Annotated in this window: 14 protein-coding genes; 5 read left to right on the top strand and 9 right to left on the bottom strand. The window is 30.2% G+C overall.

The window, feature by feature from the left end; translation table 11 throughout:
- Positions 1 to 6: 6 nt before the first annotated feature.
- The 3 genes from argS to B5E92_RS02080 all read right to left on the bottom strand — a co-directional run bounded on the left by argS (position 7) and on the right by B5E92_RS02080 (position 3,773).
- Positions 7 to 1,668, bottom strand: a complete 1,662-nt coding sequence (gene argS / locus B5E92_RS02090) for an arginine--tRNA ligase (protein ID WP_087298766.1) — start codon at positions 1,666 to 1,668, stop codon at positions 7 to 9.
- A 201-nt stretch (positions 1,669 to 1,869) separates the two neighbouring features.
- Positions 1,870 to 3,390 carry a cardiolipin synthase gene (cls, locus tag B5E92_RS02085; protein ID WP_087298765.1) on the bottom strand — a complete coding sequence of 507 codons (1,521 nt, stop codon included), beginning with the start codon at positions 3,388 to 3,390 and terminating at the stop codon, positions 1,870 to 1,872.
- Between the two features lie 2 nt (positions 3,391 to 3,392).
- Positions 3,393 to 3,773 carry a DUF1934 family protein gene (locus B5E92_RS02080; RefSeq protein ID WP_087298764.1) on the bottom strand — a complete coding sequence of 127 codons (381 nt, stop codon included), beginning with the start codon at positions 3,771 to 3,773 and terminating at the stop codon, positions 3,393 to 3,395.
- 80 nt (positions 3,774 to 3,853) lie between these two features.
- Here B5E92_RS02080 and B5E92_RS02075 point away from each other — a divergent pair, with 80 nt between their 5' ends.
- Entirely contained in the window at positions 3,854 to 5,731 is a 1,878-nt protein-coding gene (locus B5E92_RS02075; protein ID WP_087298763.1) for a transglycosylase domain-containing protein, read from the top strand.
- 15 nt (positions 5,732 to 5,746) lie between these two features.
- On the opposite strand, the gene B5E92_RS02070 is transcribed toward B5E92_RS02075, so the two are convergent.
- A complete protein-coding gene (locus B5E92_RS02070) occupies positions 5,747 to 6,979 on the bottom strand; it encodes an HD domain-containing protein (RefSeq protein ID WP_087298762.1) in 1,233 nt (410 codons plus the stop codon).
- A 176-nt stretch (positions 6,980 to 7,155) separates the two neighbouring features.
- On the opposite strand from B5E92_RS02070, the gene B5E92_RS02065 reads away from it, so the two are divergent.
- A complete protein-coding gene (locus B5E92_RS02065) occupies positions 7,156 to 7,968 on the top strand; it encodes a purine-nucleoside phosphorylase (protein ID WP_087298761.1) in 813 nt (270 codons plus the stop codon).
- A 70-nt stretch (positions 7,969 to 8,038) separates the two neighbouring features.
- Here the strand turns inward: B5E92_RS02065 and B5E92_RS02060 are convergent, their stop codons facing one another.
- Genes B5E92_RS02060 through B5E92_RS02050 form a run of 3 tightly spaced genes read right to left on the bottom strand, consistent with a single transcriptional unit; the run spans position 8,039 to position 11,658 of the window.
- Positions 8,039 to 8,734 carry a GntR family transcriptional regulator gene (locus B5E92_RS02060; RefSeq protein ID WP_087298760.1) on the bottom strand — a complete coding sequence of 232 codons (696 nt, stop codon included), beginning with the start codon at positions 8,732 to 8,734 and terminating at the stop codon, positions 8,039 to 8,041.
- 3 nt (positions 8,735 to 8,737) lie between these two features.
- Complete coding sequence (locus B5E92_RS02055; protein ID WP_087298759.1) at positions 8,738 to 9,733, bottom strand: isocitrate/isopropylmalate dehydrogenase family protein; 996 nt, start codon at positions 9,731 to 9,733, stop codon at positions 8,738 to 8,740.
- Positions 9,733 to 11,658, bottom strand: coding sequence for an aconitate hydratase (locus tag B5E92_RS02050; protein ID WP_087298758.1), 1,926 nt, complete (start codon positions 11,656 to 11,658; stop codon positions 9,733 to 9,735). The genes B5E92_RS02055 and B5E92_RS02050 overlap by 1 nt, the downstream gene beginning before the upstream one ends.
- 255 nt (positions 11,659 to 11,913) lie before the next feature.
- On the opposite strand from B5E92_RS02050, the gene B5E92_RS02045 reads away from it, so the two are divergent.
- Together B5E92_RS02045 and abc-f are read left to right on the top strand one after the other, a co-directional pair.
- A complete protein-coding gene (locus B5E92_RS02045; protein ID WP_087298757.1) occupies positions 11,914 to 12,348 on the top strand; it encodes an Rrf2 family transcriptional regulator in 435 nt (144 codons plus the stop codon).
- Between the two features lie 37 nt (positions 12,349 to 12,385).
- A complete protein-coding gene (gene abc-f, locus B5E92_RS02040; protein WP_087298756.1) occupies positions 12,386 to 14,239 on the top strand; it encodes a ribosomal protection-like ABC-F family protein in 1,854 nt (617 codons plus the stop codon).
- Positions 14,240 to 14,246: 7 nt separating this feature from the next.
- Here abc-f and B5E92_RS02035 read toward each other — a convergent pair whose 3' ends face one another.
- Together B5E92_RS02035 and B5E92_RS02030 are read right to left on the bottom strand one after the other, a co-directional pair.
- Positions 14,247 to 14,465, bottom strand: a complete 219-nt coding sequence (locus tag B5E92_RS02035; RefSeq protein ID WP_087298755.1) for a DUF3850 domain-containing protein — start codon at positions 14,463 to 14,465, stop codon at positions 14,247 to 14,249.
- 14 nt (positions 14,466 to 14,479) lie between these two features.
- Entirely contained in the window at positions 14,480 to 14,689 is a 210-nt protein-coding gene (locus tag B5E92_RS02030; protein ID WP_087298754.1) for a hypothetical protein, read from the bottom strand.
- 228 nt (positions 14,690 to 14,917) lie between these two features.
- Between B5E92_RS02030 and B5E92_RS02025 the strand changes: the two genes are divergently transcribed.
- Positions 14,918 to 16,336, top strand: coding sequence for a glycoside hydrolase family 1 protein (locus tag B5E92_RS02025; protein WP_087298753.1), 1,419 nt, complete (start codon positions 14,918 to 14,920; stop codon positions 16,334 to 16,336).
- The last annotated feature ends 38 nt before the right edge of the window (positions 16,337 to 16,374 follow it).

Raw genomic sequence — 16,374 nt, 5'->3', positions numbered from 1 at the left:
ATCCTCCTACATCTTTTCTGGAGCGCTAACACCAATTAAGTTTAATGCATTTGCAAGTGTAACTCTACTAGCTTCTACCAATGCTAATCTCTGTTTACTTAATTCAAGATTATCTTTATCGATTACATAACATTCATTATAGAAACTATGGAATAATTGTGCTAAACGTTGAATATAATTTGCAATTTTATGTGGTGTTCTATTTACCGCACTATCTATAACTATGTTTCTAAATTCATTAATATGCTTAACAAGTTCAATTTCCTTTGGATTTACAAGCAATTCATAATGATCACTATATTCTAAATTCAATTTAGCTGCTTGAGCTTTAATTGAACACATTCTAGCATGAGCATATTGAGCATAATATACTGGATTTTCATTTGACTTAGATTTTGCAAGGGCAAGGTCAAAATCAAAAGTTGTATTTGCTGCTTTAGATACAAAGAAATAACGTGTAGCATCAACACCAATTTCATCAATTAAGTCTTGAATCGTTACCGCATTACCAGTCCTTTTAGACATTTTAACTGGTTCACCATTATTCATCATTCTAACCATTTGAATAATATCAATATTTAATTGATCAGCATTATATCCTAATGCTTGAATAGCGGCTTTCATTCGATTAATATAACCATGATGATCAGCACCAAATAAGTCTACTAAATATTCATATCCACGATCAAGTTTATTTAAATGATAAGCAATATCTGGTGTTAAATATGTATAGCTGCCATCACTTTTTATTAAAACACGGTCTTTATCATCCCCAAATTCAGTTGATTTAAACCATAAAGCACCATCACTTTCATAAGTATATCCAGCTGCTTTTAATTTTTCGACAGTTGGAACAACGCAATTATCTTCATATAATGAAGTTTCTGAAAACCAAACATCAAATGATACTCTAAATTGTTTTAAAATATCTTTGATTTTTTGTAATTCATATTCAGTTCCTTTTTTTCTAAAGAAAGCAATCGCTTCATCTTCTGGCATATTTAAATACTTATCGCCTTCGCTTTCTTTTATCTTTACGGCAATATCTTTAACATCTTGACCATAATAACCATCTTCAGGCATTTGTGCTTCTAGATTAAAAGCTTGACGATAACGAGCATATAAAGATAACGCTAAATTATAAATCTGATTACCAGCATCATTGATATAATATTCTCTAGTTACATCATAGCCAGCAGCCGACATGATTCTACAAATACTATCTCCAACCGCTGCTCCTTTAGCATGTCCTAAATGTAAATCTCCTGTTGGGTTGGCAGATACAAATTCAACATTATATTTAGTTCCATTTCCATAATTGCTTCTACCATAAGCTTCTTTTTCTGTTAAAACTTCTTTTATTATTGATGTCATCGCATCTTTAGCTAAAAACAGATTAATAAACCCCGGTCCAGCAATTTCAATTTTTTCAATTTGAGCTTTATCTTTATCAATTGCATCTACTATTTCTTGAGCAATTTGTCGTGGATTGCGTTTTAATAATTTTGTTAATTGCATCGCTAAATTTGTTGAATAGTCCCCATGAGCTTTATCTTTAGGAATTTCAATTACAATACTATTTTGATCATATTCTTCAACAAAACCACACGAAATTATCGCTTGTTTCAACGTTTCTTTTAAAGTTGCTTCTATTTTATTAACTGCCATTATTGTCCTCCTTTAATCTTTTTACATATCTTCATTAAATTACCATTAAACCCTCATTAAGTCAATGTTTTTAAAAAATTTTATCACAAATCTACTGTAAAATAATATCATTGAAATAAAATTAATCAAGAGTAATTTTTAAACACCCAAATAAAAAGAATTGAACACTTTTTCAATTCTTCCTATTATTAACTAATCCATTTATAATAATGGTGCAAATAATCTTAATATTGCTTCAAACCAGCCTCTAAATCGGCCTCTTAAAACATCATCATAAGTAATTTCTTTACTAAGTTCAATTGTATTTAAAAAATCTTCTTTAATATCCTTAATGGCCGCAACATCATACATATATACACCACATTCAAAATGTAAATACAAGCTACGATAATCTAAATTAATAGTACCTACGGTAGCAATCTTATCATCGCAAACAAAATTTTTACCATGCATAAAACCAGGAGTATACTCATATATTTTAACACCGCCTAATACTAAAGGCTCATAATAAGAACGAGTTACTTTAAATACCGTTTTTTTATCCGGGATCCCTGGGGTAACAATTCGAACATCAACACCACGTAATACCGCTAAGCATAATGCATTTTTTAACTCATCATTAATAATTAAATAAGGGGTATAAATATATAAGTAGCGCTGAGCTTGATTGATAATATTTAAATACACATTTTTACCAACCGGCTTATCATCAAGCGGTGAATCACCATATGGTAAAATATATCCGCTTGGTTTAATATCAGGCAAAGGATAATGACGTGGATGATAACGATCATACTCTTCGGTTTGATTTAATGAAGCATTCCAGGTCGTTAAAAACATTAGTGTTAAATTCCAGACTGCTTCACCTTTAATCATAACACCAGTATCTTTCCAATGACCATATTTAACTTTAGCATTAATATACTCATCCGCTAAATTAAAACCACCATTAAAACCTACATTTCCATCAATAACCGTAATTTTACGGTGGTCACGATTGTTCATTACAATAGAAAGTAACGGTACAACATGGTTAAACGCAATACATTTAATACCATATTCTTCTAGTTTTTTATAATAGTGATATGGCAGCATCGTTAAAGAACCCATATCATCATACATAAAACGAACTTCGACACCCTCTTTAACTTTTTGCTTTAAGATTTCTAATACCTGATTAAACATTTCCCCTTCTTCGACAATAAAGTACTCCATAAAAATAAAATACTTGGCTTTTTTTAATTCATCTAATAAATCAGGAAAGGCGTTGTCACCTAAAGAATAATACTTTACCTCACTATTTTTATAAACCGGAAACTGCTCATCAACAATATAATTTACTTGGCCCCTAACTACCTCATCACCAATTGTTTTATGAACTTCATTAAAATAACGATATGGTTTAACCGCTTGATCTTGTTTTCGATATGCTTCCTGTAATTTTTTAGCCGGTTTTTTATTACCAAAAACTAAATACAATAAACCACCAAAAACGGGAAAAACCAAAATAGGAATTAACCAGATTATTTTATAATTAGGATCATCGTCATCTTTATTAATAATATATAACGTTACTAAAGCACTAATAATCATCGAACAAAATCTTAATGCCTTAGCATCTAAAAAGATAAACTGCATGAATAAAAAAATTAAAATAATCTGTAATAATATTAAGGTAACCGATACAAAGATTCGATTTTGTAAAAGCTTTAAAATTTTCATTTCTAATTCTCCAAAATCTGATAATTCAATACAATATAAACCTCACTTATTAAATTCATACCATCATATAAAGCATACTTTATTTTGATAGTATTATCATATTCATAATTAATTAATCTTGTTTGTAGTTTTAAAATACCATATTCTGTTTGATAATGGTTTAGTATAACTCGATTTTTATGTAAGTGCAAAACACTTGCATCATTATGTAAAAAAACTTCATCCTTTTTTAAAATAAATTTAATTTTAGTTTTATCTTCATAACTAATAATCGTCTTATCATCTAACTCTTCTAAAAAAGCAGCACCATTATACTTAAATGATTCTTTATCATTTTCATATTTAAAAACACTATGATAATTTAATTTAATTAATTTTTTCATCGTATCCCATCTTTCTTTTCTATTTAATCAGTGCATATTATAACACAAAAGCGTCAAGAATACTTTTGGTGATCAAATAAATGAAAAAAGTCATAAAAATCTTTGTAATCATAGCTGCTAGTTTAGTTACCTTTGTTCTCTCACTTTATTTAGTTGCATACTGTATGGGTGAACCAGATTTAAATAAAAATCGATACTTAAAACTCTATGACGACAATCAAGATATTTTCTATCAATCTATTAATGATTATGCCGGTCATTATGTTACTTTAGATAACGTCAGTGATTATTTTTTAGAAAGTATTGTTGCTATTGAAGATCAGCATTTCTATCAACATCGTGGTTTTGATCCAATTGGTATTGCAAGAGCAATAAAAGTTAATTTAATCAATCAGGATAAATCCCAAGGAGCAAGTACAATTACTCAACAATATGCACGTTTGCTCTATTTAACAAACGAAAAGTCCTGGTCTAGAAAAATAAAAGAAGCCTTTTTAACAATGCAATTGGAAACTCATTTAACTAAAGATGAAATTCTTGAAGGATATGTAAATAATGTTTATTTTGGCCATGGTATCTATGGCATTGAAAATGCTGCACAGTATTTCTATGGTAAAAGTGCTAAAAATCTTGATTTAAATGAAAGCAGCATGTTGGCAGGAGTAATTAATGGACCAACTTATTATTCGCCTTTAAATGATGAAACTGCCGCTAGAAAAAGACAAAGTTTAGTCTTAGATGCGTTAATTGATTGTGGTAATATTACGGAAAATGAAAAACAGCGAGTTTTAAATAGTGATTTAAACTTAGCTAAAGAACACCAAGTTGATGAAAATATTGATAATAATTATTATAAAGATGCCGTTATCGAAGAATTGGAAGCACTTGGTTTCTATAATAATACTTATTTAAATCAAGGATTAAATGTTTATACTACCTTTGATCAAGGCTATCAAGATATAATCACTAAAAGTGCTAAAGAATACACTCAAGATAGTGAAGTAGAAACCGCTAGTATTGTTGTTGAGCCTTATACTAGTAAAGTACTAGCTTTAATTGGTGGTAAAGATTATGCTCAATCACAGTATAACCGAGCTACCCAGACCAATCGACAAATCGGCAGTACAATTAAACCATTGCTTTATTATCTAGCATTAGAAAACGGCTTTACCCCAACAACCACTTTTTTATGTGAGCCAACAACTTTTAAACTTGATGATAATACTACCTATAGTCCTGGTAATTTTAATGACAAATATGCTTATGATGATATTACTCTTGCTCAGGCTATTGCAGTATCTGATAATATCTATGCTGTTAAAACCCATTTATTTTTAGGAGAAGAGAATTTAGCCGCCTTAATTAAAAAATTTGGTATCGACAATGTTGAAGCTAATGCTTCTCTAGCCCTGGGAACCTTAAATACTAATATTTACAATCTAGCTAATATGTATAACTGTCTTGCTAGCGAAGGAACCTATAATCATATATATATGATTGAAAAAATTACTAACGCTGCCGGTGAAGTATTATATGAACACGAACGTGAAGATCAAAAAATGCTTAATCAGGATACTTGTCTTGTTTTATCACAACTATTAACTTCTACTTTTAATGATACTTTTAGTACCTACTTACAAGCTACGATGGCTGGTTATCAATTAGATAATATTAATGCTTGTAAAACTGGGAGTACCGATGTTGATAATTTAGCGGTCGCTTATAATCCTGAAGTATTAGTTGCTAGCTGGGTAGGTTATGATGATAATCGTAAAATGACTACGACTAATGATAAAACAGTCGCCAAAAAAACCGTCGTTGATGTTTTACAATACACTAATAAAATCAAGGAAGTTAACTGGTATCAGCCAACTTCTTCTTTACAACAAATCGCCATAAATCCACTAACTGGTGAAAATGATGAAAATGGTTTAGTCTACTGGTTTAAAAAGGAATAATAAATATCCCGAAGTTTATACTTCGGGATAAAATATTTTACGATCATCTTTATTATTTTTTGATTTAATTATTGCCCCTACAATTTCTGAAACCTCGGGTAAAAATTTTAGTTTACCATCAACTAGAATTTCAATTTCACTTATATCATCACTATTACCATAATAAAGATATGGTATTTGTTTTTGATCATCAAAAACAAGATAATACCGCAGATCATAACCACACTTTAAAACATAATCTTTTACATCACATAAATCATCTTCATTATTATAATCACGATAACTAAATAATTTCCGATTTAAAAAACGATTACACAAATCCGCTAAAATAGTATCTTTACCCTCACTAAATACCATAAAATAATATAATATGATACTTTCATCTAATTTAACATAATCTTGTTCACTAACATTTCCTTTTAAAAAAGGCAATAAATAGTTAATATCACCAAATTGATAACCAGAATCATAAAGATCTTTGATTCTTCTAAAAATACTCATCAATAGTTGTTCATAACTGCGACTTGTTGGATGATAATATACTTGCCAATACATATGATAGCGCGCTAAGATATAATTTTCGATAGCTTGAACTCCAGCTTCTTTAAATACAATTTTTCCATCATATACTTGCATCACCCTTAAGATCCTAGCCATATCAAAATGGCCATAAGTAGTTCCGGTAAAATAAGAATCCCTAAGTAAATAATCCATTCGATCTCCATCTAACTGACTGGATACCATTTGAACCAAAATCTTATTAGGGTGTCTTTTTTCAATAACACTACTTACCTCTTTAGCAAAACCTTTATTAAAATTTTCCAGGATTTGATGGACCTCGCTTTGACCATTGATTATTTTAACTGTATAGTCTTCATGTTTTATTTGATATACTTCTTCAAAACAATGTGAAAAAGGTCCATGACCAATATCATGTAATAAAGCTGCACACATGACTACTAATTTATCATAATCGCATAGTGCCTGACCAATAGCACTATTGAATATCATTTTTCTTACGACATAATAAACACCTAATGAATGACAAAAGCGTGAATGCTCAGCACTTTGATAAACCTGATGAACACCACCTAATTGTTTTATTCTTCTAAGACGTTGCATTTCTTTAGAATTTATTAAATCTAAAATAACTGGCTGGTCAACATGGATATAATTATGAATCGCATCACGAAATACTTTGCTATCACGTAGTTTTGTTTGATTTAATTGATAAGTTGATCGATCCATATTATCACTCCTTATGTTAAAAAAACTAAAAACGATTATAACTACTTAATGTAAACCATATTTTAGTATTTTAAAGCCATTATTATTTTAAAAACCAATAATCTTTAGTTTTTTGTACTTTCATTATAATACATTTAATAAGTTTATGCTATAATTGAAAGCAGGAGGTATAATGTATGCACATTAAAATCAATGAAGCTACTGATTACATCAAGTCGCAATATCATGGTAAAATTGATCTTGCGATTATTTTAGGCTCTGGTTTAGGGCATCTAGTTGATGAAATCAAAAACCCAATTGAATTGGATTACCGCGATATCCCCCACTTTCCTTTAACTAATTTAAAAGGCCATATTGGTAAATTAGTTATTGGTTCATTAGAAGGTAAAACTGTCATAGCCATGAAAGGCCGCTTCCATTATTATGAAGGAAATGATATGCAAATTGTCACTTTACCAATTAGAGTCTTTAAAAGATTAGGTATTGAAAATTTAATCTTAACAAATGCATGTGGCGGTATTCGTGAAGACTTAAATCCTGGTCAATTAATGTTGATTAAAGATCATATTAGTCTATTTATGGATAGTCCATTAAGAGGTCCTAATTTAGACGAATTTGGTCCTCGCTTCCCTGATATGTGTGAAGCTTATAATGAAGAAATTGGTGAACTTGCTCATAAAGTAGCTGATGAAAATGATATTATTTTAAAAGATGGTGTTTATGCTTATTGCCAAGGGCCAATGTATGAAACACCAGCTGAAATTAGAGCTTTAAAAGTTTTAGGTGCTGATGCTGTAGGAATGTCAACAATTCCTGAAGCTATTGTAGCCCGTCATTGTAATATGAAAACTTTAGGCATCTCATTAATCACTAATAAAGCTGCAGGATTATCAAGCCAAGAACTAAGTCATGATGAAGTAATTGAAATTGCCGAAAAATCAGAAAAAAACTTTGCAACATTAATTAAAGGAATTATTAAAGAGTGGTAGTGAACTCGACCCTATGGGTCAGCTCATACCACTTTTTATTATAAAAATAAGTAAGACCTTATCGTCTTACTTATTCTTCACTTACATTTTCTTCCTTAGCTTTATTTTCATAATAAGTTCGTACTAACATTTGAGTTTTACGAATATGCTTTTGAATCTTTTCTTTAGCTAATTCTTTATCACGAGCAACAATTGCTTCATAAATTTCGCGATGTTCCTGAGCTGCTGAAATTAAACGATCAGGCTGTTTGATCGAATGTCTTGAAGTTACATGAATATAATAATTTATATCTGATAGTAATTGTTCAAAGTATTTCGATTGTGTACAGCAGTAGATTGCTTCATGAAAAGCAATATTAAGTTCATTGAATTTTTCCTGATCATTTTTACCAGCATAAAATTCCATTAAATCATAAACTTCTTTGATCTTTTCTAACTGCTCATCATTTATTCTTTCAATTGCTAATTGTATAGCTAAACCTTCTAAGGCATATCGAATTTCTAACATATCATCAATATCTCGATGTGAAAACCCTAGTACATAAACACCTTTATTAGGAATACTTTTTACTAACCCTTCTAACTCTAATTGTTTTAAAGCCTCTCTAATTGGTGTTCTGGAAATATTTAACTGTTTAGCTAATGCTACCTCATTTAACTTTTGTCCTTTAACATATTCTTCATTTAATATTTTATCTCTTAAAACATTAAAAATCTTATTCCCTAACGAACCATGTCCCGTATTTTCTAAGATATTCTTTGCCATAACTTACCTCAACTTTTCAATTATTGCTGCTGTAAATTGCTCTGTTGTTGCCTTACCGCCAATATCAGGAGTAATTACTTTCTTATCAGCAACAACTGCAGCTAAAGCATCCCGCAATTTATTTGCCTCTTCTAATTTCCCTAACGCTTCAAGCATTAATGCAAAAGCTAATAATAAAGCACTTGGATTGGCAATTCCTTTACCAGCAATATCAGGCGCACTACCATGAACCGCTTCATAGATTTGATACTCATCACCAATATTACCACTAGGAGCAAAACCTAATCCACCTACTAATCCTGCACATAAATCAGATACGATATCACCATATAAATTTGGTGCTACTAATACATCAAACGTTTCTGGACGAATAACTAATTGCATACACATATTATCGACTATCACTTCTTGGGTTTCAATTTCTGGATAATCTTTAGCTACATCTCTAAAAGCTTCTAAAAATAATCCATCAGTATATTTCATAATATTAGCTTTATGAATTGCAGTGACTTTTTTTCGTCCATTATTTTTAGCATACTCAAAAGCATAACGGCATATTTTTTCACTAGCACCGCGAGTAATTAACTTAACACCGTTGGCCATATCAGGATTAATCATATATTCAATCCCTTTATATAAATCTTCTGTATTTTCACGAATGATTACTAAATCAATATTTTCATAACGTGAATCAATTCCTTTAAAAGATTTGATTGGTCTAACATTTGCATAAGTTGCAAACTGTTGTCTTAAAGCAACATTTACACTTCTAAATCCCGTTCCTATTGGTGTTGCAGTAGGTCCTTTTAAAGCCCATTTATATTTTTTAATGGCATCAACTAAACCAGGTTCAAAAACCTCTTTATTTTTAGCAGCATATTCAGCACCAGCCTGGTATTCTAACCATTCGATATCTAAATTCATCGCTTTACTTACATCAACAACACTTTTAGAAATCTCTTTACCAATTCCATCACCAGGAATTAAAACTGCCTTCATTAAAAATCACCACCTAATTCTTTAATTGCATTTAATAACCCACCATAATTAATCATTACCTTTTCACGAGGTGATAGTGTTAATTTGGCTTCAATATAATCATTAGTTGTTTCATTAATTACTTTAACAAAACCATTATTAGCTACAACTTCTTTAATATTAACAATTTTATAAGTATCGTGATCATTAAAGAAATCTTGATCCTTAGCTTCAATTACTAATGGTAAAATACCATTATTTATTAAATTAGAGCGATGGATACGTGCAAATGATACTGCAAAAATAGCTTTTATTTTTAAATAATTAGGAACTAAAGCCGCATGTTCACGAGAACTTCCTTGACCATAATTATCGCCACCGACAATAAAACCACCATTATTTTTTATAGCACGATCATAAAATTCTGGATCTACTTTACTAAATGAATATTTAGCTAGATGTGGTACATTTGAACGATATGGTAACAACTTACTATCTGAAGGAACAATATGGTCAGTAGAAATATTATCACCAACTTTTAATACAACTTTACCACTAATTTCATCGCTAATCTTTTCACCACGAGGAACCGGCTTAATATTAGGCCCCATATAAACTACATTATTTTCATCATATTCGTCAATAAAGAAATTCTGATTTTTAATAAAAGGTGTATTTGGTACTTCATCTAAATACATATCATCTTCAAATTCTTGTGATAAATATCCTTTAATAGCACTTAAAGCAGCTATTTCTGGTGATACTAAATAAACACTAGCATCATTAGTACCAGAACGTCCTTTAAAGTTACGATTAATCGTTCTTAAAGAAACCCCTTTTGAAAGTGGTGCTTGTCCCATACCAATACAAGGACCACAACCACATTCTAAAATTCTAGCACCAGCTTGAATCATATCAGCTAAAGCACCATTTTTTGATAACATTGCTAAAATTGAACTAGATCCTGGTGCAATAACTAACGACACATGATCAGCTACTTTATGACCTTTTAAAATCTTAGCCGCTTTCATCATATCGGCAAATGATGAATTAGTACAGCTTCCAATTACAACCTGATTAATTTTCATTCCTTCTAATTCTTGAACTGGTACTACCGCATCAGGACTATGTGGCTTAGCAGTCATTGGCACTAATGTACTTAAATCAACTGTTAATTCTTGATCATATGTTGCATCTTCATCAGCTTTCATTTCAATATAATCTTCTTCTCTACCTTGTTGAATCAAATATTCTTTAGTTCGCTCATCGGTTGGGAAAATTGAAGTAGTTGCTCCAAGTTCTGCCCCCATATTACAAATAGTAGCTCGATCGGTTAAAGAAAGAGATGCAATTCCATCACCTGTATATTCAATAATTTTATTGACCCCACCTTTAACTGTTAACTGCTTTAATATATATAAGATAATATCTTTAGCACTAACCCATGGTGTTTTAGTACCGGTTAAGTTAACCTTAACCACACTTGGACATTGTAAATAATATTTTCCAGTTGCCATTGCCACTGCAACATCTAGACCACCTGCACCAATGGCAATCATTGCCATGGCACCACAAGTTGGTGTATGTGAATCAGAACCAACTAATGTCTTACCTGGTTTTGCGAAATTTTCTAACTGTAATTGATGGCATACACCATTACCTGGTTTTGAAAAAGTGATTCCATGTTTTTTGGCTACACTACGAATAAACTCATGATCATCCATATTTTCAAATCCAGTTTGTAACATATTATGATCAATATAAGCCACTGCTTTTTCAACTGCAACACGCTTAATATTCATCGCTTCTAATTGTAAATATGCCATTGTCCCAGTCGAGTCTTGAGTCAATGTTTGATCTATTTGAATTCCAATTTGTTCTCCGGGAACTAATTTTCCGTCTTTAAGTTTACTGCTTAAAATTTTGTATGCTAAATTCATACCCATAACGATTATACCCCCAATCATTCAATGTTGCATACAATTATACAAAAAAACAATATTTATTACAACCCTTAAAACAAAATTTTAAAAGAAGATATTTTAATAATAATTAATCATATATTTATTATTTACATAATGGCTATAATACAATTATAAAAGACACTTTTTTAAGACATTTATTTCTTAATTTTTATAAATCTAAAAGCAGTCATGACAAATGATAATAATCATGATATATTGAATTTGAGGTGATTAAGCATGAAAATTTCAACTAGGGGTCGCTATGCTTTACGTTTAATGATTGATCTGGCAATTCATCAAGATGAAGGAAACATTTCTTTAAAAGATATTTCTAAAAGACAGGATATTTCCATTAAATATTTGGAACAGATTGTAAAACCACTAACTAAACATAAATTAATTAAAAGTACTCGTGGTTCTCATGGGGGTTATTCACTTACTAAAAAGCCTAGTGAATATACTGCAAAAGATATTTTAACTGTTCTTGAAGGACCGATTGCCTGTGTTACATGCTTAGAAGATCCAGTAAATAAATGTCCTCGCTTTAAATCTTGTCCTACAATTTCTTTTTATGAAGGATTAAATAAACTTATTAATGATTATTTAGAAACATATACTTTAGAAGATCTTATTAAATCTAATGATTTAGCTAGTGATGTTGACTATAAATAATTATTAAAATATGTTAGAATTACTAGCGGTGATAAATATGTTGATAGAATGTTCGAATATAAAAAAATCTTTTCAAGGAATACCATTATTAAAAGATATTACATTTAAAGTTGATAATCATGATAAAATTGCTATTATTGGGGTCAATGGCGCTGGTAAAACTACTATTTTAAAAATAATAGCTGGTGAAGAAGAATATGATGGCGGTAATCTTTTTAGTAACAAAGATTTAACTTTAGGGTATTTAAAACAACAGCATGATTTAGATATCAACAGTACTGTTTATCAAAGTGCTTTGGATGTTTTTAAACCTTTAATGGTAATTGAAGAGCGATTAAGAGAGTTAGAAGCAATAATGGCTGATAACCACAGTAAACAGATTTTAGAAGAATATGACCGTTTAATGCAACAATTTAATGATCAAAACGGTTATAGTTATCCAAGTAAGGTCACTGGTGTTTTAAAAGGATTAGGATTTAGTGAAGATGAATTTGATGATCCAGTTAAAATACTATCTGGTGGTCAAAAAACGCGACTAGCTTTAGCGAAAATATTGTTACAAGAGCCAAAGCTGTTATTATTAGATGAACCAACTAACCATTTAGATAATAGTGCAATTACTTTTTTAGAAAACTATTTAAAAAGTTATCCTAATGCAATTGTCGTTGTTAGTCACGACCGTTATTTTATTGATCAGATTTCTAACAAAATCGTTGAAATTGAAAATGGTAAAGCAAAAACATATAAATGTAAATATGATGAATATTCATCATTAAAAAAACAACAACGAGCTATTGATTTAAAACACTATATTAATCAACAGCGAGAAATCAAACGGATTCAAGAAAGTATTGATACTTTAAAATCATATAATCGTGAAAAACAAGTTAAACGAGCTGAATCTAAAGAAAAACAATTAGCTAAGATGGAATTAATTGAAAAACCAGAAAACTTACCAGATACAATTACTATTAATTTTAAACCTAAACGTGAATCTGGTTTTGATGTCTTGAAAATAGAAGATTTAGCAGTAAGATTTGAAGAACCATTATTTCAAAACATCAATATTGATATCAAAAAACAAGAACGAGTAGCCTTAGTTGGTGATAACGGGATTGGAAAAACAACATTATTTAAAACAATATTAAATCAAATTATCCCCTACCAGGGAAAAATTAAATTTGGTAGTAAAGTAGATGTAGCTTATTATGATCAAGAACATAGTACCTTATCTTTAAATAAAACTATTTTTGATGAAATTAGTGATAATTTCCCAAATATGACCAACACTGAAATTAGAAACAGTTTAGCGTTATTTAATTTTAAAGGTGAAGATGTTTTTAAAGAAATATCTTTATTATCAGGTGGTGAAAAAAGCCGTGTTGTTTTAACTAGCATTTTATTGAAACAAGCAAACTTTTTAATTCTCGATGAACCAACCAACCATCTAGATATTGCTTCAAAAGAGGTACTTGAAGATGCTTTAAATCAATTTGAAGGAACAATCTTCTTTATTAGCCATGACCGCTATTTTATAAATAAAGTAGCTACTAGGGTTATTGAACTTACTAATAATAAAGCAATTAGTTATGATGGTAATTATGATTTATATATCAGTCATAAAATAGCCATAAAACCAGTAAAAAAAGAAAATACTGATTATCTCAATATGAAACAGCAAAATGCTATGTATCGTAAACAGCAAAATAAAATAAAAAAAGTAGAAAATCAAATTTCTACTTTAGAACAACAAATCAATGATCTTACTAATGAATTACATAGCGACGAAGTTGTTAACGATTATCAAAAATATAATCAGATTAGTGATCAAATAACTGATCTAGAAAACCAGTTAAATGATTTATTAGAACAATGGGAAGCCCTTCAATAAGGGCTTTTTATACTTTTTCAACTTTTACAATACAATAATCCTCAGCTAACTGTGACCCTTCGCAATCAATATATTCAACTTTTACAATACAACGATGATGATCATGAGTCCACAAAGAAATACAATCGCCTACTTGGATACCTTCTTCTTTACAAACAATTAAGTGTTTTATACTACCATTACAGATTTTATCAAAATACTGCTTTTTAACCTGTAAATTACACATTCAAATAACTCCCTTCATTTTTTTAGAATTAATTTATGTTGTTTAGATACTTGTAATTCTTCTTTTTTTATTTCAATAGTCTTTTCTATTTCATGATTTTTCTTTTCCTTTATTTTAACTTTACTCCAGCAATAAATTGGATAAATAAAAAATCTAATTGTTATTGTTAATGCTAATAAACCTAAATCTATTGATAATAGTAGAAATAATGGTTTTAAATGCATTTTATGTCCTCCTTTGTACCTAAACACATTAACTATTTATATATATGTAAAGATAAATAGTTTATGCTTTAAATAGTATACAGATTGATGAGTACATAATTTGTCTAAATTGGTAAGCTATCTTATTAAAGTCTTAGTTTTCATATTTTGTAAAACGGTTTCAATTATTTTTAGTTTAAAGTATAATTAATCTATATGACATAAATAATGAGGAGGAAAATAAAAAAGATGTTACACAAAAAATTAAAACCATTCCCTAAAGATTTTTTATGGGGTGCTTCTACATCAGCTTACCAAGTAGAAGGAGCTAACTTAGAAGATGGTAAAGGGCCATCATGCCAAGATGTTAAAAAAGTACCTGAAGGAACTTCAGATTTAACAGTATGTGCTGATCATTATCATCGTTATAAAGAAGATATTGCTTTAATGGCTGAAATGGGATTTAAAACTTATCGTTTTTCAATTGCCTGGACAAGAATCTTACCTCAAGGTACTGGAGAAGTTAATCCAAAAGGTATCGAATACTATAATAATGTTATTAATGAATGTTTAAAATATAACATCGAGCCATTAGTAACTATGTTCCACTTCGATATGCCTGCTGCATTAGATGAAAGAGGAAGCTGGTCTAATCCAGAATCAGTTGACTGGTTTGTCAACTTTGCTAAAGTTATGTTTGAAAACTTTGGTGACCGTGTAAAATACTGGTTAACTATCAATGAACAAAATATGTTAACATTAGTTGGTCCAGTAATTGGTACTCTTTCAATTCCTGAAGGATGTACAAATGTTACTAAAGAAGTTTATCAACAAAACCATCATATGTTAGTAGCTCAAGCTAAAGCAATGGCATTATGTCATGAAATGCTTCCTGGAGCTAAAATTGGTCCAGCTCCAAATATTTCACTAGTATATCCTGCATCTTGTAAACCTGAAGATATTTTAGCCGCTCAAAACTATAACGCTATTAGAAACTGGTTATACTTAGACATGGCTGTATATGGTAAATATAATAACTTAGTATGGGCTTATTTAGAAGAACATGATGCTTGTCCTACTTTTGCTCCTGGTGATGCGGAAGCATTAGCTAATGGACATCCTGATTTTATTGGATTTAACTATTATAATACTGCAACTTGTGAAGCTAGTGATGGAACTGAAGAAATTGATCCAGGTGCTGACCAACAAACTGCACGTGGTGAAGCTGGTTTCTATCGTGGTTATAAAAACCCATATTTACCAACAACTGAATTTGGTTGGGAAATTGACCCTATGGGATTTAGAGCAACTATGAGAGAAATGTATTCTCGTTATCGTTTACCAATGATCGTTACTGAAAATGGTCTTGGAGCTTATGATAAGTTAACTGAAGATGGTAAAGTTCATGACCAATATCGTATTAAATATTTACGTGATCATATTGAACAAATTAAACTTGCCATTTCTGATGGGGTTGAAATGATGGGATATTGCCCTTGGTCTGCAATCGACTTAATTTCTACTCATGAAGGTATGGTTAAACGTTATGGATTCATTTATGTTGACCGTGATGAATTTGATTTAAAAACTTTAGATCGTTATCGTAAAGATTCTTTCTACTGGTATAAAAAAGTTATTGCTTCTAATGGAGAAGATTTATCAGATTAATTATTAAGAGATGATTTGTATCATCTCTTTTTTTATCC

The sequence above is a fragment of the Erysipelatoclostridium sp. An15 genome, assembly GCF_002160675.1.
Classification (GTDB): Bacteria; Bacillota_I; Bacilli_A; order Erysipelotrichales; family Coprobacillaceae; genus Thomasclavelia; species Thomasclavelia merdavium.
This window is presented reverse-complemented; position numbering and strand designations above follow the sequence as displayed.